Source organism: Psychrobacter sp. SZ93C1 (genome assembly GCF_015864635.1).
GTDB lineage: Bacteria > Pseudomonadota > Gammaproteobacteria > Pseudomonadales > Moraxellaceae > Psychrobacter > Psychrobacter fozii.
Window position 1 is genome coordinate 25,690 of the sequence record NZ_JADYWY010000004.1, and the last position, 22,648, is coordinate 48,337.

The window sequence follows — 22,648 nt, forward strand, 5'->3', positions numbered from 1 at the left end:
GCTTGGTATCCAAGCTCGGGCTTTTTATGCTAATAGTTATAGGCTGCTAGCGCAATTATGAATCTAATTCACGACTGATTAATGTACCAACACCTTCATTGGTGAAAATCTCAAGCAAAGTAGCATGAGGCACACGGCCATCAACGATAACAGCGCTTTTTACGCCGCTACGTACGGCATCAAGCGCACACTGAATTTTAGGAATCATGCCACCTGAGATAGTGCCATCTTCGATTAAGCTGTCGACTTTCTTTGGTGTCAGCCCAGTCACGACTTCGCCGTCACGACCCAATACGCCTTTGATGTTGGTCAGCAGCATCAGTTTCTCTGCTTGCAAAAACTCTGCGACTTTACCTGCGACTAGATCAGCATTGATATTATAGGTATTGCCTTCGCTATCGACGCCGAGTGGGGCGATGACAGGAATAAAGTCAGACGCAATGAGCATGTTAATCACGTCTTTATTGACACTGACCACATCACCGACGAACCCTAGGTCTATAGGAACAGCGATACCGTCTTCGCCAATTTTTTCCATCTTTAACTTTTTGGCTAGGATTAAGTTGGCATCTTTACCCGTTAAACCAATCGCGCGTCCACCATGCTTATTGATTAAGCTAACAATCGATTTATTGACGCCGCCGCCTAACACCATCTCGACGATATCCATGGTGCTTTTATCAGTGACACGCATACCATCAATACGTTTAGACTGACGACCAAGCTCTTTTAACAAGTTATCCACTTGCGGGCCACCGCCATGTACGACGACAGGATGCATGCCAACGGTTTTTAACAAGACGATATCGCGGGCAAATGAGCTTTCTAGCGCAGGATCAGTCATCGCATTGCCGCCGTATTTGACGACGATGATCTTATCGACAAAGCGCTGGATATAAGGCAGTGCCGTGGTCAATACTTCAGCGGTGTTTTTGGCATCATCTAAGTTAAGCGTCATTACAAACTCCTAAAGTACGGTTTTGAGCGGGTTGGTTATTTATGCGATATAAATCTATCGTCATTATTAATATCATTAATAAGATCACAATGTGTTTAATACAATTATTCGGCAGGAATAGCGATAATTTTGGCTGCCAGTTCTTTATCGAATGGGTGACATAATGCGGCAAACTTTGCCTGAATATCTGCTAGGTCATCGATGCTATCACCAGCAAAACGTGCCGTCAGATGGTGACTGGTGTTTGATTGGCGCAGCACCCCAAAGCCATGTGGAAAATCCAAACGAACGCCATCGATACAGCTCAGTGTTGTCCCTACTGGCATTAGATCTCTGGCTTGCTTGAGTGTTAAGTGAGGCTCTACCACTGAGCAGTGACAATCTAATAGCAAATCAGTATTTATCAAATGATGATCAGAATCTGCTGCTGTCGCTTCCAAAATTTGGCGTAAATAACGACAGAATCTGGCCAGCTGTTCTACGAGTGAATACTCTGTCCCAAAAGTTGTTGGCATCGGCAAATAATGGTCTGCTGTACTTACCATTGCCGGTAGACTTTCCGTAATGTCTGTCAGTGCTCGTTTGCTATCGACGAGCTCATCAGTAGCCAACCAGTGCAACAGCCGTAATGCTGCGTACATGGCGTCATCGTAAACAATAAAGCGGCTGTCATTAAAGATAAAGTGCCCTGATAACTCTCCAGCAAAGACAATTTGATAATCGGAGTTTTGTATCTGTTGGCGCATAAAACTGCTACCCGTTCTACTCATTACGGGTGTTGCATCAAGGTCAGATAAGAGCTTTGGTAAGTGATGTGAGCACTTAATATCAAAAAGGACTTGAGGTGAGCGTTGTGAGCATATTGATTCTGTATCATATATTGATGCTGCATCGTATAAAGTGTCAGGGCGTTCCGCGATAGCCACTTGTGCTAATAGATATAGCAAATGGTCAGGCGAGACGACCTTGCCATTGGTATCGACGATCATCAGTCGATCACCATCACCGTCAAAAGCAATCCCTATATCTGCTTGGTGCTGGCGTACGGTGTGCTGTAATTGCGTGAGGCGGTGCGGTTCAGTAGGATCAGGATTGCCAGAGGGAAAGTTGCCATCTGCTACGTCATTAATCATGATGACATCTTGGCAGAAATAGCCAAATAAACGCTGTGCAATAGAGCTGGTCGCGCCATGCATACAGTCAATAACAACTCGAAAATCAAGTTTAGATAAGGATTGCTGAGTAACTTTTGAATGTGGTCTATTTGAATGCGGCTTACTGAATTGATAGATTTGCTGAAAAACTTCAGCGATAGCCTCAATGTAAGCCGTTGCTATATCCTCAGTAGATAAGCCTGTATCTTGAGTGTTTTGCTTGAGAGTATTCGCTTGAATGACGCTATTATTTTTTGAATTGCTTTTAGTCAACTGATGATAAAGCAATTGAATCTCTGCACTGCTAGGAGACTGATGATTGACTAACCACTTAACGCCTAAAATTTCTTTAGCAGAATGACTGGCGGTCACAATGATGCCATGCCCCTGATATTGCTCTGCCCAAAATACCATCATTGGCGTAGTGACGAGACCTAGCTGCATAACAGTTAGACCATACTGAGCCAATATATCAGCGAGTCTCTGTGCAATAGCTTTGCTACCATTACGCACATCATAACCAATTACGATAATGGTTTCTAAAGAAGTTAACGATTGCGTTAGCAGGCTGTTTTTTGAATCACTGTCTTCTGATGTGCAGAGTAAGCCACGATAAAGACTAGCAAAAGCATTGCCGAGCGCTTGTATAAAGTCGGTTGTGAAATACTGGCGTGAACCACGAATATCATAAGCACGAAATAAGGATTGCTGCACCGCAAAAGTTGGCATCGCTTACTCTCCTTATAATCGTGGTTATGATGGTTGTGGCTATTATTGTTAATATCGTAATTGTTATTATCGTGATGAGTAACAATAGTTAAAACGGTAAATCAGTCATGGTTACCGATTGATTACTGGCGGCCTGAATGTCCGAATCCGCCTGCACCGCGTTCGCTTTCATCACTGAACTCTACTACTACTGAAAACTCAGGGCGGGCAACAGGTACAACAATATATTGTGCCATACGCTCTGCTGGATTAAGCACAAAATCTTCGTTACTGCGATTCCAAATGCTGACCATCAGCTCACCCTGATAATCAGCATCGATTAGCCCGACCAAATTACCTAAGACGATACCGTGCTTATGACCGAGACCTGAACGCGGTAAAATCATACCCGCATAATTAGGATCTTGGATATAAGCGGCGAGACCTGTGCCGATTAAGTGTGTTTCACCTGCTTTAATGGTTAATGGCTCATCGATGCAAGCGCGCAAGTCAATACCCGCACTGCCGTCGGTGGCACGAGTCGGAAGAGAAAATGCTGCGTCTTCAGTAATTTTAGGGTTGATAACTTTAACTTGTACAGCTTGCATAACGAACTCACTTAACGATTTGATGGTTTTAAAAATAGGGATATTGTTTTTGATGCTAGGTATTAAATTATAAAATCAAGACACTGGCCAAACCTAAGAATGACATAAAGCCGACAATGTCCGTTACGGTGGTCAAAATAACGGAAGCAGATAGCGCAGGGTCGATATTCATACGTTTGAGCATCAGCGGTATACTGATACCCGAGACATTAGCTGCTGTCATATTGATGGCAATGGCAAAGCCAATGACTGCACTAATCTTAATATCATGAAACCACAGTTGAGCAATAAACGCCATGATTATAGCCCATATAATGCCGTTTATCGCGCCGACCCATAGCTCTTTGTTTAACAGCCAGACACGGTTAGAACCACCGATTTGACCCATCGCCATACCGCGGATTACGACCGTCAGTGTTTGGGAACCAGCGATCCCGCCCATACTGGCGACCACAGGCATGAGTATCGCTAGCGCCACGACTTGTGCCAATACTTCTTCAAACTGTCCAATCACCGCTGCAGCCAATAAGGCGGTACACAAGTTAATACCTAGCCAAACACTACGGCTTTTGGCACTGGTCAGAATAGGGGCAAACAGCTCTTCATCTTGGCTAACACCCGCCAAGTTTTTCATGGTGCTGTCGACATCATCTTGGATAATCTCCATGATGTCCTCACCATTTAGCTGACCGACCAGCTCGCCATGGCTGTTAGTAACAGGGGCAAAGCGAATATCTTCTGAACGAAAAATCGCAGCGGCATCTTGGATATCTAAGCGATCATTGATCGTGATGGCGGTGTCAATCAATTCGTATACTAAAGTGTTTTGATGATGTTTAATCAAATCAACCAAACTTAATAGACCTAATAGTTGCTGGCTTTGATCAACGACTAACAGCTCCTGACTCTCATCATCGAGCAGATCATCATTCTCTCGTAGCCAGTGTTGTACTTCTTCTAGCGTAATGTCTTCTCGCACCTGAATAATATCAGGATCCATATAGCTGCCAACTTCCCAATCCTCATAAGTATCGAGTTTGTTAACTTGAACGCGGGTCTCTTCGTCTAGCGTTGCCATGACCGAGGTACGTACGCTCTCGGTCACGGTATCCAAAATCTCAGAGATGTCTTGTGCATCGAGGTCTTGGGTAAACAAAGAAATCTCTGTTGAAGAGATGTTCTCCATTAACGGCTGGCGCGTATCTACATCTAGCTCAGCGAGGACCTCACCTTTAATACTCTCTGGAACCTGCGCCCAAATTAAAAGACGGTTTTGAGTCGGGAAAGACTCTAATAAGTTGGCAATCTCATATTCTGACTGCTTTTCTAAAAACTCAGTAATGGCTTCATATGCCTTGTCAGCCACCAATCCCTGTAGATACAGCAGCTTATATTCAGCATTATATTCAGCTGGATTATAATCTCCCTGTAGCGTAGATGGTCGTTCTTGATTCGGCATCGGGGTAGGCATAAAATTTCCAAGGTTTTCAAAAAATATAAATAACAACTAAAACAGTCATTTTTCGCCCAGTCTCAGGCGTGTGTTTTCAAGCATTTTCATTAAGGCATTTTCATTAAGACTAGCGATTGCCTAATAACGCTCTAATATTTGCCAAATACTCATCAGCAACTGCTTCTGGGTCTTTGGTCGCTTTTTTCTTTTTCGCTTTGGCAGGCCAATCAATATGATCTTCTGGTAACTCATCCAAAAATCTTGATTCTGAGGTGACTCGCATTTGTCCGCCAGCACGGCGCTGTGTGGCTAGCGTCAATGTGAGCTCACGACGAGCGCGAGTAATACCTACGTACATCAATCGTCGTTCTTCTTCTACGGTTTCGCTGAGGATAGAGTTGCGGTGCGGTAGCATCTCTTCCTCAAGTCCCATGATATAAACGAAATCAAACTCCAAGCCTTTTGCCGCATGCAAGGTCATTAAGTTGACCTTGTTGGTATTCTCTTCTTCTTGCTGTTGCTCGAGCATATCAAGCAATACTAGCTTACGAATGATGGTATCAATCGTCCGATCTTCGTCTTCTTCGGCGCGATTGATCAGCGATTGAATACTGGTATAGAGCATATCGATATTATCAATACGGTTCTTTTCTTGCTGCGGCGTTTTGGCATCACTACGCACAAAGTCAATATAACCTGTCTCATCGATCATTTGACGTACGATTGGCACAGGGTCGGGGTGCTGGTCTAACTCACGCGTATAGTGCTCGATGAACTCACCGAACTCTTTTATTGTGCCATAAGATTTAGACGGTAACACATGAGTTAAGCCAGCATGTGTACAAGAGGCCAACAGCGATATGCTGTGCTCTTGCGCAAACAGACCCAATTTTTCGAGCGTTGCTGGTCCCATACCGCGTTTAGGCGTATTGATAATACGCAAAAATGCGCTGTCATCTTCAGGGTTCAAAATCAGACGCAGATAGCCCATGATGTCTTTGATTTCACTACGTGCAAAGAATGATTGGCCGCCAGACAGTTTATAAGGGACTTGTAGCTGACGCAGTTGCGCTTCTAACATCCGCGCCTGAAAGTTACTGCGATAAAGGACAGCATATTGCTCCCACTCATTACCAAAGCGCAGTTTATGAGTGACGATTTCTTTTGCCACGCGTTCGGACTCATCATCATCATTACGGCAGTTGATAATACGAATTTTTTCGCCTTGACCTTTATCTGACCACAGTTTCTTTTCAAATAAATGCTCATTATTCATAATGACTGCGTTGGCTGAGGTCAAAATACGAGTGGTGGAACGGTAATTTTGCTCTAGCATGACGATCTTTAATTTTGGAAAATCTTCCTTTAGCAGTGCCATGTTTTCAGGCTTTGCCCCGCGCCACGCATAGATAGATTGGTCATCATCGCCAACCACGGTAAAGCGACCTTGCGGGCCAACCAAATACTTAATCATTTCATACTGGGCCGTATTGGTATCTTGATACTCATCGACCAAGAGATAACGAATGCGGTTTTGCCATTTATCACGTAGCTCTCTATTTTCGCGCAGTATTTTCGTTGGCAAGACAATCAAGTCATCAAAATCGACAGCGTTATAAGCACGCAAATTACGCTCATATAATGCATACAGCGTGGCAAAAATCATATCTTCTGGATCGTCTAATGTTTCCATTGCCTTGTCAGGATCAATCAGATCGTTTTTCCAGTCGGAAATCATTTTGATTGCTTTACCAACCAACTCGCGACTTTCAGCGCCACTTAGGTTGTCACGCATCATCAGCTCCATCAGCAGTCGCTTGCTGTCGTCGCTGTCCATGATAGAGAAGTTACCCTTTAGCGGGGTATGAATCAGCTCGTAGCGCAAAAACTGCAGACCGAATTGGTGAAAGGTCGACACGGTCAGACCACGCATTTTTTCACTTGGTAGCAGTTTACTGACACGGGCTTTCATCTCGCGTGCGGCTTTGTTGGTAAAAGTCACCGCTGTGATGCGCTCAGCTGGCATGTTACATTCTTCGATCAGGTAAGCAATCTTTCGGGTAATTACGGACGTCTTACCGGAGCCTGCACCTGCAAGGACAAGTAACGGACCAGATACGTAGAGCATGGCTTCTTGTTGTTTGGGATTGAGTTGACTCATAACGTAACCTGTAAGACAAAAGCAAAAAAGAGAGTGGCACTGATGGTGGCATCATTAAATATACGCCGATTGCCTTATCAACATGAGTGTCATGATGATGTTTCAATCAAAAAACACCCAATAAAGGCAATAAAATTAAGTGGGTTATTATAAAGCAAAAACATGAACTTTGGGGAATGAGTTGGGCGAAGAGCAGGGGTTTAAAGGCTGAATTTTTGACCATATTTACAATTACGGCCTATGATAATTCATAAGATGGATTTGATGTTAATATAAGGTAAGACCCCTATCATAATTTTTGATAAAAAAAACATGTTTTATTACATATAAAATGACCGTCCAATACAGTTAAAAACTAGCTTTTGGACACCGAAATGCGTATAGTACGTACATAATTTATGCCAGTTGTCTCGTCATTATTGACTACGTGTAATGAGCTATTAAATCAATTAAGTAAACTATCGAATATGATATTGATTTAATAAGTTGATCTTACGTTTTTAGAAGATGCGTTAGACGACCAGCCATCTTTCCGTGCGTATATCGGAATCCCTGCCGTTGGTTATGTCTGACATCGTCGTCAATACACTTGATAATTGGTTGTTACTAGCAAAATACCTAAAATGTGACTTAATAACAGTTGCTTAAATAAAGCGACTGAATGACAGTCGCTTTGTGTTTTCGTTTGTGTGATGCCTGTGGCTAGACGACCTTGATAGGTCGGTACTTGCGCTGTGCTAAACACTCGATTGGGTGAGGAGCACGTATTATCATGTCTGCTTTTAATTGGTCAGCAATCGCTTTTATCTTAGCCGCCATTGGGCTAGTTGTCTTCATGCTGGTCGTGCCGCGTATGCTTGGCGGTCGCTCTCATGGCTCACAAAAAGAAGAAGTATTTGAAGCGGGTGTTGTCGGATCTGGCAACGCCCGTATTCGTTTGTCTGCCAAATTCTATTTGGTGGCAATCTTCTTCGTCATCTTCGATCTAGAAGCGCTGTATTTGTATGCTTACGCCGTTTCAGTACGTGAGGCTGGCTGGTTAGGTTTTGCCGCTGCTGCCATATTCATCACCATCTTAATCATCGGTTTGATCTATGAGCTAAGTCTGGGCGCGATGAACTGGGCACCGGCTGATAAACTGCGCAAAAAAGTACGTCTATATGCCGCACCTGCTGGTTTCAACCTAGCAGACATCACCAAATTCGATGGTGCTCACGAGCTGATGGTCGATCCAACAGGCAAAGTACCCGCACAGTCCTCAGGACAAATCAACGTCTCGAACAATATTGAAGTCAATCGTCATCATTTAGAAAATATCGATCATATTAATACTACAGGTAATGTTACTTCTGTAGATTTTGCGACGTCTGCTCGACAAGATAACGGTAAGCGTTAATTGTTTTGGGCGGTCTTAGTTTTCGATAGTCTATAAAGGCTAGTAGTAAGATTACGACGACGCGAGTATGTTTGGATTAATGATCACTTGTTAATAATAGAAGTTAAGGCGCTAGCGAGGGCAAGACGATTGCCACGCGACGTCTAATATAAAGGTTGTATGTTATGAAATACACATTAACAAAAGCCAACCCTGATGCAGATACCTATCCTGCACAGACCAGTCAAACGGTCAATGACCCTATCGAAGACGAAGTGAATAAAAACGTCTTTATGGGTCGTCTCGAAGACCTCGTCCATTCGACAGCAAACTGGGGGCGCAAGCACTCACTATGGCCATTTAACTTTGGTACTTCTTGCTGCTATGTAGAATACGCCACCACCCTGACAGCCGTTCATGATTTATCACGCTTTGGTGCTGAGGTTATTCGTGCCTCGCCTCGTCAAGCAGATGTCATGATCGTTGCCGGCACTTGTTTTGTCAAAATGGCGCCTGTTATTCAGCGTCTATATGAGCAAATGCTTGAGCCAAAATGGGTCATCTCAATGGGTGCCTGTGCCAACTCTGGTGGTATGTATGATATCTACTCTGTGGTACAAGGCGTAGATAAAATCATTCCAGTCGATGTCTATGTGCCGGGTTGTCCACCGCGTCCAGAAGCTTTGATTCAAGGTTTGATGTTATTGCAAGAATCTATCACTAAAGAGCGTCGTCCATTAGGTATCCATGTCAATGAGCAGGGTGTTTATAAGCCACAAATGACGCCTGAGCGTGACCGTAAGCAAGCAGATCGTATTGCTGTTAAAAACTTACGTAGCCCAGACAGTATTTAGATTCTAGATAGCATTTAGATTCACAGTAACAACCTCAACGTTTTATACGCTCATCACAGTGTAGTTATGATGAATCAGTTATGATTAATGAAGGAATACATCATTCATGGTCACGGTAGTCGAAAACATAGATCCTAAGATTAAGCCTGTCCCAGCGGTTATCAAAGAGCTGGAGCAGAAGTATGCCGGTAAGTTTGTCGTGCAGCACACTGTTGATGAGATTCCAACGGTTTGGGTTGCGCGTGCGGATTTGCTCGATGTTCTCTTATTCCTGCGTAAATTGCCACAGCCATACGTCATGCTATTTGACTTGTCAGCGATAGATGAGCGTTTGCGCCAGCATCGCGCAGGTTTGCCTGACAGTGACTTTACGGTGTTTTATCATCTAATGTCGCTTGAGCGTAATAGTGACGTACGTGTCAAGGTCGCTCTGAGCGAAGACGATGTCAATGTACCGAGCGCCACCAACATTTGGCCAAATGCCAACTGGTATGAGCGTGAAGTGTGGGACATGTTCGGTATTGTCTTCACAGGTCATCCGCATTTGACCCGTATCTTATTGCCAAAATACTGGGAAGGTCATCCACTGCGTAAAGAGTATCATGCGCGTGCGACTGAATTTACCCCGTATTTCTTGAACACCGCCAAGCAGCAATACGAGCAAGAAAACCTGCGTTTTGTCCCAGAAGAATGGGGCATGAAGCGTTCAGGTCGTGATGAAGACTTTATGTTCTTGAACATCGGTCCTAACCATCCCTCTGCTCACGGTGCATTCCGTTTGGTGCTACAGCTCGATGGTGAAGAAGTCGTTGACTGTATCCCTGATATCGGTTATCACCATCGCGGTGCAGAAAAGATGGCTGAGCGTCAAACATGGCACTCATTTATTCCTTATACCGACCGTATTGATTATCTCGGCGGTGTGATGAATGAGCTGCCGTACATCATGTCGGTCGAAAAGCTTGCTGGAATTACGATTCCACCGCGCGCTGAAACCATTCGCGTGATGATGAGTGAGTTTTTCCGTATTACCAATAACTTACTATTCGTTGGTACGTTCATTCAGGATGCGGGCGGTATGACCCCTGTGTTCTATATGTTTACCGATCGCCAAAAAGCTTATGACGTCATCGAAGCCGTGACTGGCTATCGTATGCATCCTGCTTGGTTCCGTATCGGCGGTACAGCTGCTGATCTGCCACGTGGCTGGCAACGTCTGGTTCGTGAGTTCTTAGATTGGATGCCAAAACGCTTGGACGAATATGTCAAAGCAGCATTACAAAACAGCGTGCTCAAAGGCCGTACTCAAGGGGTTGCTCAGTATAATGCCAAGCAAGCATTGGCTTGGGGCGTCACTGGTGCAGGTCTACGTGCGACAGGCGTTGACTTTGATCTGCGTAAAGCGCGTCCATACATGGGTTATGAAAATTACGATTTTGAAGTACCAGTTGGTTACAACGGTGATGCTTATGATCGCTGTATGGTAAAAGTTGAAGAGATGCGTCAGTCATTGCGTATCATTCGCCAGTGCATGGACAATATGCCGCAAGGCCCTTATAAAGCAGATCATCCACTAGCGGTACCACCGCCGAAAGATCGTACGCTAAACGATATTGAAACCTTGATTAACCACTTTATCTCAGTATCTTGGGGTCCTGTGATGCCAGCGGGCGAGTGTACGACGATTGTAGAAGCGACCAAAGGTCTCAACAGCTATTACATCACCTCAGATAAGGCGACGATGAGCTATCGTACCCGTATCCGTACGCCGACATTTGCGCATTTGCAGCAGATGCCGTCCGTGATTAATGGTTCGCTCGTCTCTGATGCCATTATGTATCTGGCATCGATTGATATTGTGATGGCTGATTGTGATCGCTAATACTTTGATCTAAGACTAGTGCTTTGATTAGAAAATTATCGTTATTAAAGAAATACGTTTATCAATATATCATTGCCAAATGGCACACCAAAATGCTGATATCTTCATATAGCGACACTCATAAGACTGTCGCTATTAGCTGATAAAGCGTGATGAGTGAGGACAGATAGAAGACTATGAAAATTGTTTCCGACAAAATGCCAAAAGTAGATGTGGCAAGCATCCTCACTAGCGAGGAAATTGCGGCTATTCATGAGTTTATGCACCATTATCCACAGGCGCGTGCTGCCTCGTTAGATGCATTAAAAATTGTGCAAAAGCGCAACGGCTGGGTCGACGATGCACAAGTGAATGCCATTGCCAATATTCTAGATATTCCTATGTCAGATATGGACGGGGTCGCTACTTTCTTTAACCGTATTTATCGTCAGCCTGTTGGTCGCCACGTCATCCTTATTTGTGATTCAGTGGCTTGTTTCTTGACAGGTTATGAGGCGTTATCGGCTGAAATCAGATCGCAACTGGGTATTGAATATGGTCAGACGACGGCCGATGGTCGTTTTACGCTATTGCCAATTTGCTGCTTAGGTAACTGTGATAAGGGTCCTGCTGTGTTGATTGACGAAGACACTTATGGTCCAGTCCAGCCTGAAGAGGTAACGCAATTATTGGAGCTATACGCATGAGATTAACGCTTTCAGAGCAAATTGCTCAACGTAGCCAAGGCAAAGCGCCAAGCCAGCTCAATGAGCAGCGCATTCCAATTTATGGTGATAAAGCCACAGCGACTAGCGAAACCAAGCCGTTAACATGGCGTCTAGCGCATCATGATGCAGTGCTTGATTTGGCCACCTACGAATCTCTAAAAGGTTTAACTGGTTTAAAGCAGGCTTTGAGTCAATCGCCTAAAGAAGTCGGCAATATGATCAAAGCTGCCAACGTCAGAGGTCGCGGTGGTGCAGGTTTTAATGCTGGTTTGAAGTGGACATTCATGTCACCGCCAGATGGTTTACCGCGCTATCTCATTTGTAATGCAGATGAGATGGAGCCGGGGACCTTTAAAGATCGTCTATTGATGGAGCGCCTACCGTTTCAGCTGATTGAAGGTATGTTGATTACCGCGCATGCGATTGGCGCAACGGACGGTTATATCTTTATCCGCGGTGAGTACATCTTGGCCGCTGAACGTTTGGTCGCTGCCATTGAAGAATGCTTGGCCAACAATCTAATGGGCAAGAATATTTTAGGCTCAGATTTTAGCTTTAACTTGCATGTGCATACGGGCGCTGGACGCTATATCTGCGGTGAAGAAACCGCATTGATTAATTGTCTAGAAGGCCGCCGTGCTAACCCACGTACCAAACCACCTTTCCCGCAAATCTCTGGTGCATGGGGTCGTCCAACGGTAGTCAACAACGTTGAGACTTTATGCAACATGCCAGCCATCTTAAACCATGGCGTTGAATGGTATCAGTCGTTATCTACTATTAAAGGTAAGAGTCAAACGCCAGGCACCAAACTGTTTGGCTGCTCAGGTTTAGTCAACGACCCAGGTCTGTGGGAGTTACCGTTTGGTTATACGGCACGCGAAATCATTGAAGATTTAGCGGGTGGTATGATCGATGGCAAAACCCTCAAAGCTTGGCTACCGGGCGGTGCTTCTACTGACTTTTTAACCACTGAGCATTTAGATGTGGTGGTAGATTTCGACACCATTCAAAAAGCAGGTAGCCGTATGGGTACTGGGCTGATTATGGTGGTGGATGAAGCACAAGATATGGTGCCACTCGTTCGAAATCTCGAAATTTTCTTCCAGCGTGAGTCATGCGGTTGGTGTACACCATGCCGTGATGGTCTACCGTGGGGTGTCAAACTGCTTACTGCTATCAATGATGGTGAAGGGCAAGTGGGCGATGTGGAAAAACTAGAAGGCCTCACGCGTGACTTATGGATTGGTAAAACATTCTGTGCGCATGCGCCAGGTGCGATGGAGCCACTAATGAGTGCGATTAAATATTTCCGTCCAGAGTTTGATCAAAAAATCACTCAGGCGGTTGGTGTAGATATCATTGATGCTGCAGCCAATCAACAGCCAGTAGTGAAATAAGGAGAGCGGCATGGCAGTCATACATATTGATGGAACCACTGTCGAAGTAGATAGCGCAGATAACTTGCTACAAGCTTGTTTATCCCTCGGCATTGATGTGCCGTATTTTTGTTATCATCCAGCCCTTGGCTCAGTAGGCTCGTGCCGTCAGTGCGCGGTCAAGCAATTCCAAAACAAAGAAGATATGGAAGCAGGTCGCGGTCGTCTCGTGATGTCATGTATGGTCGCTCCTGGCGATGATATGTACATCTCGGTCACTGACGATGAAGCCAAAGCATTTCGCAAGTCGATGATTGAGTTACTCATGACCAACCATCCACATGATTGCCCAACTTGTGAAGAGGGCGGACATTGCCACCTGCAAGACATGACCTATATGTCAGGTCATAGCCGCCGTCGCTACCGCTTTACCAAACGCACGCATCACAACCAAGAGCTTGGTCCATTCATCGCGCATGAGATGAACCGCTGTATCGCTTGCTATCGTTGTGTACGTTTTTATAAAGACTACGCAGGCGGTGAAGATTTGGGCGTTTACGGCTCGAACAACCGTGTGTATTTTGGCCGTGATAAAGATGGTCAGTTCGAAAGCGAATTCTCAGGCAACTTAACTGAAGTATGCCCAACTGGTGTATTTACTGATAAAACACATTCTGAACGTTATAACCGTAAATGGGACATGCAGTATGCGCCAAGCATCTGTCATGGCTGCTCGGCTGGCTGTAATATCTCACCAGGTGAGCGTTATGGTGAATTGCGCCGTATCGAAAACCGCTATAACGGTGAAGTAAACCGCTATTTCTTGTGTGACCGTGGTCGCTTTGGTTATGGCTATGTCAATCGTGAAGATCGTCCAACGCAAGCGATTGAACGTATCAATGATAAGCATGTCAAAATCAATATTGACTACGCACTCGATGAAACCATTAAACGTATCAAAGATAAAAAAGTCATCGGTATTGGCTCACCACGTGCCAGTCTAGAGACCAACTTTGCGCTAAAAAACCTCGTTGGCTTTGATAACTTCTCAACAGGTTTGAACCATCAGCAGCAAGCACTGGTTAATAAATGCATCGAAATATTAAGTACTGATGGCATTTATAACCCAAGTATGACGGATATTGAAAGCCATGATGCGGTATTAGTATTGGGTGAAGATATCACGCAAACTTCATCACGTGTTGCGCTGTCAGTACGTCAAGCGGCAAAAAACGAAGGCCTGAAAATGGCAGCGGCATTGCAAACACAGCCGTGGCTTGCAGAACCAGTTAAACGTATCGCTCAAGATGCGCTAAGCCCAGTCTATGTTATTGATGTAACGCAAACTAAGCTAGAAGATATCAGTAAAGTGAGCGTAGTGGCGACCCCTGAAGATATCACTAAACTTGGTTTTAAAGTCGCTGATGAGATTGCTAACTTTGCTGATGATTTAGCGGAAATATTAGATCCACAAGCGGCTGAACAAGATACTGATGCCAGTACTGAGACTGACGGTATGCAAGCATTAGCGAAGCAAATCGCTTATGACTTGATTCAAGCGGACAAGCCACTGGTTATCTCGGGTAGCAGTTTGTCGTCTACCGCATTGATAGAAGCAGCGGCGCAGATTACTCAAGTATTGACGCAAAAACGCGCGGCAATCAAAGCCACTGAGCAGCAGCAAGTTGAAGCGCATAACGCCAAAGTAAAAGCTCAATCACAGTCTGCTAATGACCAGCCTGAAGAAGACCAAGATTTATCTGCTAAGCCAAACAAACCTGAAACGGGCGTGAATACAGAAGCGCAAGATAATGTAGAACGCGCTCCTGCTGAACCGCTTGAACTAAAAGAAGTAAACAGTAAGTATCAGACACAAGCAGGTATCTACTTAACGGTTACCGATGCCAATAGCATGGGTGTTTGCATGCTCGGCGGTCAATCAGTCGAAGAATTACTGGCGACTGATTTCGATGTGGTTATCGTTGCTGAAAACCAACTGACTGATGCCATCGATGCCAATAAATTAACGCAATTATTATCTGATAAGACGGTCATTGCACTGGATCATCAGCTACTTGATTGGCATAAGGATGTCGATATCGTATTGCCAGCGGCTAGTTTTGCAGAAGCAGACGGCACATTGATATCGGCTGAAGGCCGTGCGCAGCGCTTCTTCCAAGTCTATGACAACGAATATTACCATCCGATGAGTAGTATCAAAGAAGGCTGGCGCTGGTTACATGCAGTGCATAGCAGCATCGAAGGTCGTGATGTCGATTGGACGCAGCTAGATGATGTTATCAATGCATTGATTGCCACCCATCCTAAACTTGCAGGTATCAAAGGCGCTGCACCTGATGCTGCTTACCGTATGACTGGTCTTAAGATTGCGCGTCAACCGCGTCGTTACTCAGGTCGTACCGCCATGCGTGCACCAATATCAGTGCATGAGCCGATGCAACCAAAAGATTTGGATACCGGTCTAACGTTCTCAATGGAAGGTTATAGCGGTAAAGAAACGCCAAGCTCGATGATTCCTTTTGCCAATGCGGCAGGCTGGAACTCACCGCAAGCGTGGAACAAATACCAAGACAAAGTCGGCGGTCATCTAAAAAATGGCGATCCAGGTGTGCGTTTGTTTGATCAGCTAGCACGTTTAGAAACACGTCAATATGTGGCGCCAGAGGCGATGTCTGCGACGACGACTGATATGCAGCAAGGACAAGCTAAGCTAGTGCCTATCTATAATATCTACGCCAGTTCAATGATGGCTTCTCGCAGTCCAATCGTCGCTGAGCAATTACCTGTTGCTGCATGGCGTATCGGTATGGATGATGCTAAGGACTGGAATATTGCTGCTGGTGATTACTTGGCGATAGAGATTGATAAGCAACAAATTACCTTGCCAGTACAGATTGTCGGTTACTTAGCAGAAGGTTGTATCGGTTACCCAGTTGGGCAGGTGAGTATCATTCACCCATCGATGCCAGCGTCGGTACGTAAAGTCGATGCACCAGTGACGATGATGGGCAGTATGGCTAACGATAGTACTTTGATAAATAATGATGCTGCGCACGTAAATGCAGCGCCGATCACCACACAGGAGGTGTAATATGCAAGTTACCCGTATTATCCCTGATGTGCCAAGCTTTTTAACTGGTAGCCTGAGCTTTGATGCTTGGTCTATCTTATTTTTGGTTGGGCAGTCACTGGTTATCTTCTTAGTCGTGGTATTGGTTGCGGCGATGATGATTATCTATGAGCGCCGTATGTTGGCCTTATGGCAAGATCGTTATGGTCCAAACCGTGTGGGTCCATTTGGTTCGTTGCAGCTGGTCGCTGATATGCTCAAAATCTTCTTTAAAGAAGATTGGACACCGAACTTTACCGATAAGTTTATGTTTACATTGGCACCTGCGGTCGCGATGTTTACCGCACTGGCCTCATTTGCCATCATTCCTATCTCGCCAACGCTTGGCGTGGTTGATTGGGATATCGGTATTCTATTCTTCTTTGCTATGGCAGGTATTGCTGTCTATGCAGTGATGTTCGGTGGTTGGGCTTCTGCCAACAAGTTCTCGTTATTGGGTGGCTTACGGTCAGCGGCACAAACCATCAGTTACGAAGTCTTTTTAGGCTTATCTTTGATGGGTGTGGTCGCACTGACAGGTTCATTTAACTTACGTGCTATTGTTGAAGCACAAGCAGACGGTTGGTATATCATCCCGCAGTTTTTTGGCTTTTTGACTTTTGTGGTTGCTGGTGTTGCTGTTACGCATAGACATCCATTTGATCAACCAGAAGCAGAGCAAGAGCTGGCCGAAGGGTATCATGTTGAATATTCTGGCATGAAGTTTGGTATGTTCTTTATCGGAGAGTATGTCAACGTTGTCTTGATTTCTGCATTGATGACTTGCTTGTTCTTTGGCGGTTGGCTTGCGCCTTTCAATTTAGATATTCCATTTATTCCACCAGCTTTTTGGTTCATGATTAAAACACTGTTTTTTATGACGATGTTTGTTTTGGCTCGTGGCTCACTTATGCGTCCGCGCTATGATCAGGTAATGAATTTTGGTTGGAAAATCTGTCTGCCAGTAACACTGATTAATCTGTTGGTTACTGCTGCGGTCATTTTGATCTTTTCCCCAACGTTATAATCATTACTAGCCATCATTGATGAACTAGGGTAAAGCTGATAAGGATAATAATCCCATGTTTACTACCATAAAAAAGACCGTCATTGGTATATTTACCATTGTTCGCAGTATGTGGATGGTCAATAGTCATGCGCTCAGGCCACGCGACACCATTCTTTATCCTGAAGAGCCCGTACCAGTACCGCCGCGTTTTCGTGGGCGCATTGTGCTGACGCGTGACCCTGATGGTGATGAGCGCTGTGTTGCTTGTAACTTATGTGCTGTGGCATGTCCCGTTGGCTGTATCTCATTACAGAAAGCTGAGCGTGAAGACGGCCGCTGGTATCCAGAGTTTTTTAGAATTAACTTTTCGCGCTGTATTTTTTGCGGATTGTGTGAAGAGGCGTGTCCAACGACAGCCATTCAAATGACACCTGACTTTGAGTTGGGTGAATATAAGCGCCAAGATTTGGTTTATGAAAAAGAGCATTTGCTTATTTCAGGACCAGGTAAATATCCCGATTATAATTATTATCGTGTGACGGGTATGGCGGTAGCGGACAAACCAAAAGGGGCGGCGCAAAATGAAGCTGCACCTATTGATCTAAGGAGTTTGCTGCCATGATGAATATTTTGAACCATCCTGAGTTGGCAGGGTTTTATTCACTCGCAGCAGTGGCAGTATTTGCCAGTTTGCGCGTGGTGACCCAAGCCAATCCGGTGCATGCTATTTTGTCGATGATTGTGTCATTGTTAGCGATTGCTGGCATATTTTTTGTGCTCGGTGCGCCATTTGCAGGGGCACTAGAAATCGTTGTTTACGCTGGCGCCATTATGGTGCTGTTTGTCTTTGTCATTATGATGCTGAACTTGGGCATGAGTAATGATGAGCGTGAAGAACGCTGGCTTGATGCTGGCACTTGGGCGATACCGACAGGATTGACGATTATTATCGCGGTTGTGCTATATGCGATGATTGGTCTCAATCATGACGAAGCAGCAATGATTGGTGTGACGTCAATTTCGGCGAAAGCAGTCGGCACGGTGTTATTTACTAAATATGTGATGCTGATAGAAGTGGCGGCATTATTATTACTAGCTGCTCTGGTCGCCGCTTATCATTTAGGCAAAGAGTCTGTAGATGATGAGGTTATCAGTCATGATAGCCAAACAGCACGCTCGAATGGTCGTGTCAAACAGCACGATGACATTCATCCAGACAGCACACACACAGATAACGATGCCGTGAAAACAGCTGAGCCCTACGAATATAAAGAAGTAGATCCGCATGACTACGTAAGTATGAATGTAGGCACGCAGATGAGTACGAAGAAAGTCACGCGCAAGGAGTCAGACTAATGGTACTAGCAGCGAGCGTGGCACAAGAGGTCGCGAATGTGCCGTTTGCCCATGAAGTAGCAGGCTTAGTACAGCCAGCTGTTGAGGTGCAACAGGTATTGGGCCTGATACCCATGAGCCATGGATTGATTTTGGCAGGTATTTTATTTGCTATCGGTCTATGTGGTGTCATGGTACGTCGCAATTTTCTCTTTATGCTTATGAGCCTTGAGATCATGATGAACGCGGCAGCACTAGCATTTGTGGTGGCAGGTAGCCGTTGGGTCGATCCAGATGGACAAATTATGTTTATCTTTATTTTGACGTTAGCAGCAGCAGAGGCCGCCATTGGTTTGGCAATATTATTGCGGTTTTATCATCAGCGTGGGCATTTAGATGTCGATAGCGCCAATGAGATGAAAGGATGATGTCATGAGTTTATTACCATTAACCTTTATATTCCCGCTCGTTGGCTTTTTGATTTTAGCCTTTATGCGCGACAAGCTAACAGAGCAGGTGGCAGCGATTGTCGGTGTGGGTAGCATGCTGTTATCAGCACTATGTACGCTATTCGTGAGCTATACTTTTTTAACCAGTAACCCAGCAGGTACTGTGGTCGAGATTCCACTTTGGACATGGTTCCAAGTTGGTGATTTTGCGCCAAGCTTTGGTCTTAGTTTTGATGGCTTGGCACTAACGATGACGGGTGTCATTACGGGTATTGGCTTTTTAATCCATCTGTTTGCCGCTTGGTACATGAAAGGCGACACTGGATTTGCCCGTTTCTTTAGCTATATGAATTTGTTCGTCGCCAGCATGCTATTGCTGGTATTGGCAGATAACTTGTTCTTGCTATATCTCGGTTGGGAAGGCGTCGGTATCTGTTCTTACCTGTTGATTGGTTTTTATTACCATGACCGAGCCAATGGTATTGCGGCGATGAAAGCCTTTACCGTCACGCGTGTGGGTGACGTATTCCTAGCGTTTGGTTTGTTTTTATTATTCCGTGAATTCGGTACGCTTAATATTCAAGAGATTATTACGCGCGCCCCAGAAGTATTCGATATCAACAATCCAACGATGATGCTTACTACGATGATGTTGGTTGGCGGCGCGATGGGTAAATCAGCCCAGCTACCACTACATACGTGGCTTGCTGATGCGATGGCAGGTCCAACACCAGTATCGGCATTGATTCACGCCGCGACGATGGTAACAGCGGGTGTTTACTTAATCGCCCGTCTACATCCATTGTTTGAGCTAACGCCTGGTATCTTATTGTATTGGGTCGGTGGCGTGGGTGCATTAACGCTTATTGTTGCAGGTTTCTGTGCACTGGCACAGACAGATATCAAGCGTATTCTTGCTTATTCGACCATGAGTCAGATCGGTTATATGTTCCTAGCACTTGGTGTGGGCGCATGGCAAGGCGCTATCTTCCATCTGATGACGCATGCTTTCTTTAAAGCATTGCTGTTCTTATCATCAGGTGCAGTCATCCTTGCGGTACACCATGAGCAAGATATCTTCAAGATGGGCGGTCTACGCAAAAAGATACCATTGGTATTTTGGTGCTATGTCGTCGGTGGTGGTGCACTTGCAGCCATACCTTGGGTCACCGTTGGTTTTTATTCTAAAGAAGCGATTCTTTGGGAGACTTATGCCACAGGTCATCTAGTATTGTTCTATATGGGTGTGTTCGGCGCTTTCTTAACCGCGATTTATACGTTCCGTATGATTTGGATTATCTTCTTTGGTGAAGAAAAAACACCTGCACACAAATTATCAGGTATGTCGTATTGGTTGCCTTTGACGGTATTGCTAGTACTATCTACAGCCGTTGGTGCATGGATTACACCGCCATTAGATGGTGTCTTACCAGAGAGTGTTGGTCACTTATTAGAAGTCGCGGGTCAAGCACATGCTAAGCATACTGCAGAGTATATCGCGATGGGTGCAATGGGCGCCGGCTTGATATTGGCAGCATTATTATACGTCGTAGATAAAGGTAGAATGCTTACCAGCTTTAAGCGCTCACGTATTGGTGGTGCGCTATATCACTGGTGCTATCATGGCCTAGGTTTTGATGCGCTATACGATGTAATTTTTGTAAAACCCTTTTTATTCATCGGCCGCTTACTTAAAGCCGACCCTATTGATAAAACGTGGCTCATCCTACCTAAGCTGGCTTCAGCAGGTAATAAGGTGTTGTCTGCGACGCAAACAGGGTCACTTCGAGGTTATGCTGCAAGCTTTGGCTTGGGTATGGCTGTATTGCTGGTGCTGGTAATGATGACGGTGGTATAAGATGATTGAGTTACAACAAACGTGGATGCTACCAGCATTAATCGCAATTCCTTTTATTGCAGGATTGCTATGTTGGTTGGTCGAACGGTTTAATAAACGTCTACCGCGCTGGATTGCCTTAATCGGCATGACGCTGACCTTTGTATTGTCACTAGTATTGTGGCATTACGGTGACTTTAGCGGAATGAGTAAGCAAGTGATTGCTCCGAGCGCAAACGTGCCTTGGGTCGCAGAGTTTAGTGTGCCATGGATACCGAGCTTTGGTATCAGCTTTCATTTAGCGTTAGATGGTTTGTCACTGATGATGGTGGCTTTGACAGGACTGCTCGGTATTGCAGCGGTTGCCTGTTCGTGGAATGAGATTCAACGCCGAGTTGGTTTCTTCCATCTGAACTTGTTATGGAGCTTAGGCGGCGTCATTGGTGTTTTCTTAGCTATTGATTTGTTCTTATTCTTCTTCTTTTGGGAGATGATGCTGGTTCCTATCTACTTCTTGATCGCGATTTGGGGTCATGATGTGGTTGGCAAAACCAAAGAGTATGCAGCAACCAAGTTCTTTATTTATACCCAAGCTTCTGGGCTTATCATGCTCATTGGTATCTTGATGTTGGTCATTATTAGCTATGCCCAAAAAGGTGTGGTTAGCTTTAATTATAATGACTTGCTTGGTACGTCGTTGGGTGGTTGGGAATATCCAATCATGCTGTGTTTCTTTATCGGTTTTGCGGTGAAATTGCCAATTATCCCTTTCCATGGTTGGTTGCCAGATGCGCATGCACAAGCACCAACGGCAGGCTCAGTGGATTTGGCTGGTGTACTGATTAAAACTGCGGCATATGGTCTGATTCGTTTTGTGTTGCCATTGTTTCCAGTAGCGTCACAAGAGTTTGCGCCGATTGCCATTACCTTAGGTACGATTGGTATCTTCTATGGTGCATGGTTGGCCTTTATGCAGACCGATATGAAGCGTTTGCTGGCGTATACCAGTATCTCGCATATGGGTTTTGTGGTATTGGCAATCTATGCTGGTACATTACTCAGCTTGCAAGGTCTGATGATTCAGATGCTGGCACACGGTCTGAGTTCAGCAGCATTGTTCATTATGGCTGGTCAGTTATATGAGCGCCTGCACACACGTGACTTGACCTTGATGGGAGGCATGTGGGGACAGTTCCGTTATTATGCGCCGATATTGATGTTCTTCTGCGCAGCGTTACTGGGTATCCCAGGTACAGGTAACTTCATTGGCGAGTTCATGATTTTATTTGGCTCATTTGCTCAGTATCCTGTGTTTGTCGTCTTTGCGACATTCAGTTTGGTACTAGCAGGTCTTTACTCGCTTATTCTGATTCATCGCGCATTATTTGGTAAAAACAACATCGAAGCAGTCGCAATGCAAGAAACCAAATCACATGGTTTGCCACCGCGTAAGCTCAAAGATTTGGGCAAACGTGAGTTGTCTTTGTTACTTATGCTAGCTGCTGGACTGGTTTGGTTGGGTCTATATCCACAGCCTTTCCTTGATACATCGAGTCACGCGATGCAGTGGATTAACAATGCGTATACCTATAGTCAAGTAACACAAGTAGATGCGTCGCACCTGCTTGATGCAATGGAGGCACGTTAAG

General features: G+C 45.0%; 17 protein-coding genes. 12 read left to right on the top strand and 5 right to left on the bottom strand.

Going from position 1 to position 22,648, the window contains the following annotated elements; genetic code table 11:
• Positions 1-55 precede the first annotated feature (55 nt).
• From argB to I6E83_RS06465, 5 genes are all read right to left on the bottom strand, one after another.
• Positions 56-958, bottom strand: a complete 903-nt coding sequence (argB, locus tag I6E83_RS06445; RefSeq protein WP_194196862.1) for an acetylglutamate kinase — start codon at positions 956-958, stop codon at positions 56-58.
• A 104-nt stretch (positions 959-1,062) separates the two neighbouring features.
• Positions 1,063-2,841, bottom strand: a complete 1,779-nt coding sequence (locus I6E83_RS06450) for a phosphomannomutase (RefSeq protein WP_197100583.1) — start codon at positions 2,839-2,841, stop codon at positions 1,063-1,065.
• A gap of 122 nt (positions 2,842-2,963) precedes the next feature.
• Positions 2,964-3,428, bottom strand: a complete 465-nt coding sequence (gene dut, locus I6E83_RS06455) for a dUTP diphosphatase (protein WP_197100584.1) — start codon at positions 3,426-3,428, stop codon at positions 2,964-2,966.
• A 67-nt stretch (positions 3,429-3,495) separates the two neighbouring features.
• The gene (gene mgtE / locus I6E83_RS06460; RefSeq protein WP_197100586.1) at positions 3,496-4,899 is read right to left on the bottom strand and encodes a magnesium transporter; all 1,404 of its coding nucleotides are present in this window, start codon (positions 4,897-4,899) and stop codon (positions 3,496-3,498) included.
• A 109-nt stretch (positions 4,900-5,008) separates the two neighbouring features.
• Positions 5,009-7,042: a UvrD-helicase domain-containing protein gene (locus I6E83_RS06465; protein WP_197100588.1), complete on the bottom strand. Its 2,034-nt coding sequence runs from the start codon at positions 7,040-7,042 to the stop codon at positions 5,009-5,011.
• Positions 7,043-7,814: 772 nt separating this feature from the next.
• Here I6E83_RS06465 and ndhC point away from each other — a divergent pair.
• The 12 genes from ndhC (at position 7,815) to nuoM (ending at position 22,647) form a co-directional block, all read left to right on the top strand.
• A complete protein-coding gene (gene ndhC / locus I6E83_RS06470; protein WP_197100590.1) occupies positions 7,815-8,438 on the top strand; it encodes an NADH-quinone oxidoreductase subunit A in 624 nt (207 codons plus the stop codon).
• A 164-nt stretch (positions 8,439-8,602) separates the two neighbouring features.
• Positions 8,603-9,271 carry a NuoB/complex I 20 kDa subunit family protein gene (locus I6E83_RS06475; RefSeq protein ID WP_110922259.1) on the top strand — a complete coding sequence of 223 codons (669 nt, stop codon included), beginning with the start codon at positions 8,603-8,605 and terminating at the stop codon, positions 9,269-9,271.
• 106 nt (positions 9,272-9,377) lie between these two features.
• The gene (nuoC, locus tag I6E83_RS06480; protein ID WP_197100592.1) at positions 9,378-11,153 is read left to right on the top strand and encodes an NADH-quinone oxidoreductase subunit C/D; all 1,776 of its coding nucleotides are present in this window, start codon (positions 9,378-9,380) and stop codon (positions 11,151-11,153) included.
• A gap of 176 nt (positions 11,154-11,329) precedes the next feature.
• Positions 11,330-11,839, top strand: a complete 510-nt coding sequence (gene nuoE, locus I6E83_RS06485; RefSeq protein ID WP_045444735.1) for an NADH-quinone oxidoreductase subunit NuoE — start codon at positions 11,330-11,332, stop codon at positions 11,837-11,839.
• The gene (gene nuoF / locus I6E83_RS06490; protein ID WP_227680851.1) at positions 11,836-13,260 is read left to right on the top strand and encodes an NADH-quinone oxidoreductase subunit NuoF; all 1,425 of its coding nucleotides are present in this window, start codon (positions 11,836-11,838) and stop codon (positions 13,258-13,260) included. Before nuoE ends, nuoF begins: the two co-directional genes overlap by 4 nt.
• A 10-nt stretch (positions 13,261-13,270) precedes the next feature.
• Positions 13,271-16,351: an NADH-quinone oxidoreductase subunit NuoG gene (nuoG, locus tag I6E83_RS06495; RefSeq protein WP_197100595.1), complete on the top strand. Its 3,081-nt coding sequence runs from the start codon at positions 13,271-13,273 to the stop codon at positions 16,349-16,351.
• 1 nt (position 16,352) lies between these two features.
• Complete coding sequence (gene nuoH, locus I6E83_RS06500; protein WP_197100597.1) at positions 16,353-17,396, top strand: NADH-quinone oxidoreductase subunit NuoH; 1,044 nt, start codon at positions 16,353-16,355, stop codon at positions 17,394-17,396.
• Positions 17,397-17,451: 55 nt separating this feature from the next.
• Entirely contained in the window at positions 17,452-18,000 is a 549-nt protein-coding gene (gene nuoI / locus I6E83_RS06505; RefSeq protein WP_110922265.1) for an NADH-quinone oxidoreductase subunit NuoI, read from the top strand.
• On the top strand, positions 17,997-18,734 hold the full coding sequence (gene nuoJ / locus I6E83_RS06510; protein ID WP_197100599.1) for an NADH-quinone oxidoreductase subunit J: 738 nt from the start codon (positions 17,997-17,999) through the stop codon (positions 18,732-18,734). Before nuoI ends, nuoJ begins: the two co-directional genes overlap by 4 nt.
• Before the next feature lie 98 nt (positions 18,735-18,832).
• On the top strand, positions 18,833-19,141 hold the full coding sequence (gene nuoK / locus I6E83_RS06515) for an NADH-quinone oxidoreductase subunit NuoK (protein WP_041753378.1): 309 nt from the start codon (positions 18,833-18,835) through the stop codon (positions 19,139-19,141).
• Positions 19,142-19,145: 4 nt separating this feature from the next.
• A complete protein-coding gene (gene nuoL / locus I6E83_RS06520) occupies positions 19,146-21,020 on the top strand; it encodes an NADH-quinone oxidoreductase subunit L (protein ID WP_197100601.1) in 1,875 nt (624 codons plus the stop codon).
• A gap of 1 nt (position 21,021) precedes the next feature.
• Positions 21,022-22,647 carry an NADH-quinone oxidoreductase subunit M gene (gene nuoM / locus I6E83_RS06525; RefSeq protein WP_194196874.1) on the top strand — a complete coding sequence of 542 codons (1,626 nt, stop codon included), beginning with the start codon at positions 21,022-21,024 and terminating at the stop codon, positions 22,645-22,647.
• Position 22,648: the final 1 nt, after the last annotated feature.

Bases quoted from the DNA above. Each gene is read 5' to 3' on its own strand.
- nuoC (WP_197100592.1), top strand. From the start codon at position 9,378: ATGGTCACGGTAGTCGAAAACATAGATCCTAAGATTAAGCCTGTCCCA.
- nuoH (WP_197100597.1), top strand. From the start codon at position 16,353: ATGCAAGTTACCCGTATTATCCCTGATGTGCCAAGCTTTTTAACTGGT.
- mgtE (WP_197100586.1), bottom strand. From the start codon at position 4,899: ATGCCTACCCCGATGCCGAATCAAGAACGACCATCTACGCTACAGGGA.
- nuoF (WP_227680851.1), top strand. From the start codon at position 11,836: ATGAGATTAACGCTTTCAGAGCAAATTGCTCAACGTAGCCAAGGCAAA.
- nuoJ (WP_197100599.1), top strand. From the start codon at position 17,997: ATGATGAATATTTTGAACCATCCTGAGTTGGCAGGGTTTTATTCACTC.
- argB (WP_194196862.1), bottom strand. From the start codon at position 958: ATGACGCTTAACTTAGATGATGCCAAAAACACCGCTGAAGTATTGACC.
- ndhC (WP_197100590.1), top strand. From the start codon at position 7,815: ATGTCTGCTTTTAATTGGTCAGCAATCGCTTTTATCTTAGCCGCCATT.
- nuoM (WP_194196874.1), top strand. From the start codon at position 21,022: ATGATTGAGTTACAACAAACGTGGATGCTACCAGCATTAATCGCAATT.
- I6E83_RS06475 (WP_110922259.1), top strand. From the start codon at position 8,603: ATGAAATACACATTAACAAAAGCCAACCCTGATGCAGATACCTATCCT.
- nuoI (WP_110922265.1), top strand. From the start codon at position 17,452: ATGTTTACTACCATAAAAAAGACCGTCATTGGTATATTTACCATTGTT.
- I6E83_RS06450 (WP_197100583.1), bottom strand. From the start codon at position 2,841: ATGCCAACTTTTGCGGTGCAGCAATCCTTATTTCGTGCTTATGATATT.
- nuoL (WP_197100601.1), top strand. From the start codon at position 19,146: ATGAGTTTATTACCATTAACCTTTATATTCCCGCTCGTTGGCTTTTTG.
- nuoE (WP_045444735.1), top strand. From the start codon at position 11,330: ATGAAAATTGTTTCCGACAAAATGCCAAAAGTAGATGTGGCAAGCATC.
- nuoG (WP_197100595.1), top strand. From the start codon at position 13,271: ATGGCAGTCATACATATTGATGGAACCACTGTCGAAGTAGATAGCGCA.
- dut (WP_197100584.1), bottom strand. From the start codon at position 3,428: ATGCAAGCTGTACAAGTTAAAGTTATCAACCCTAAAATTACTGAAGAC.
- I6E83_RS06465 (WP_197100588.1), bottom strand. From the start codon at position 7,042: ATGAGTCAACTCAATCCCAAACAACAAGAAGCCATGCTCTACGTATCT.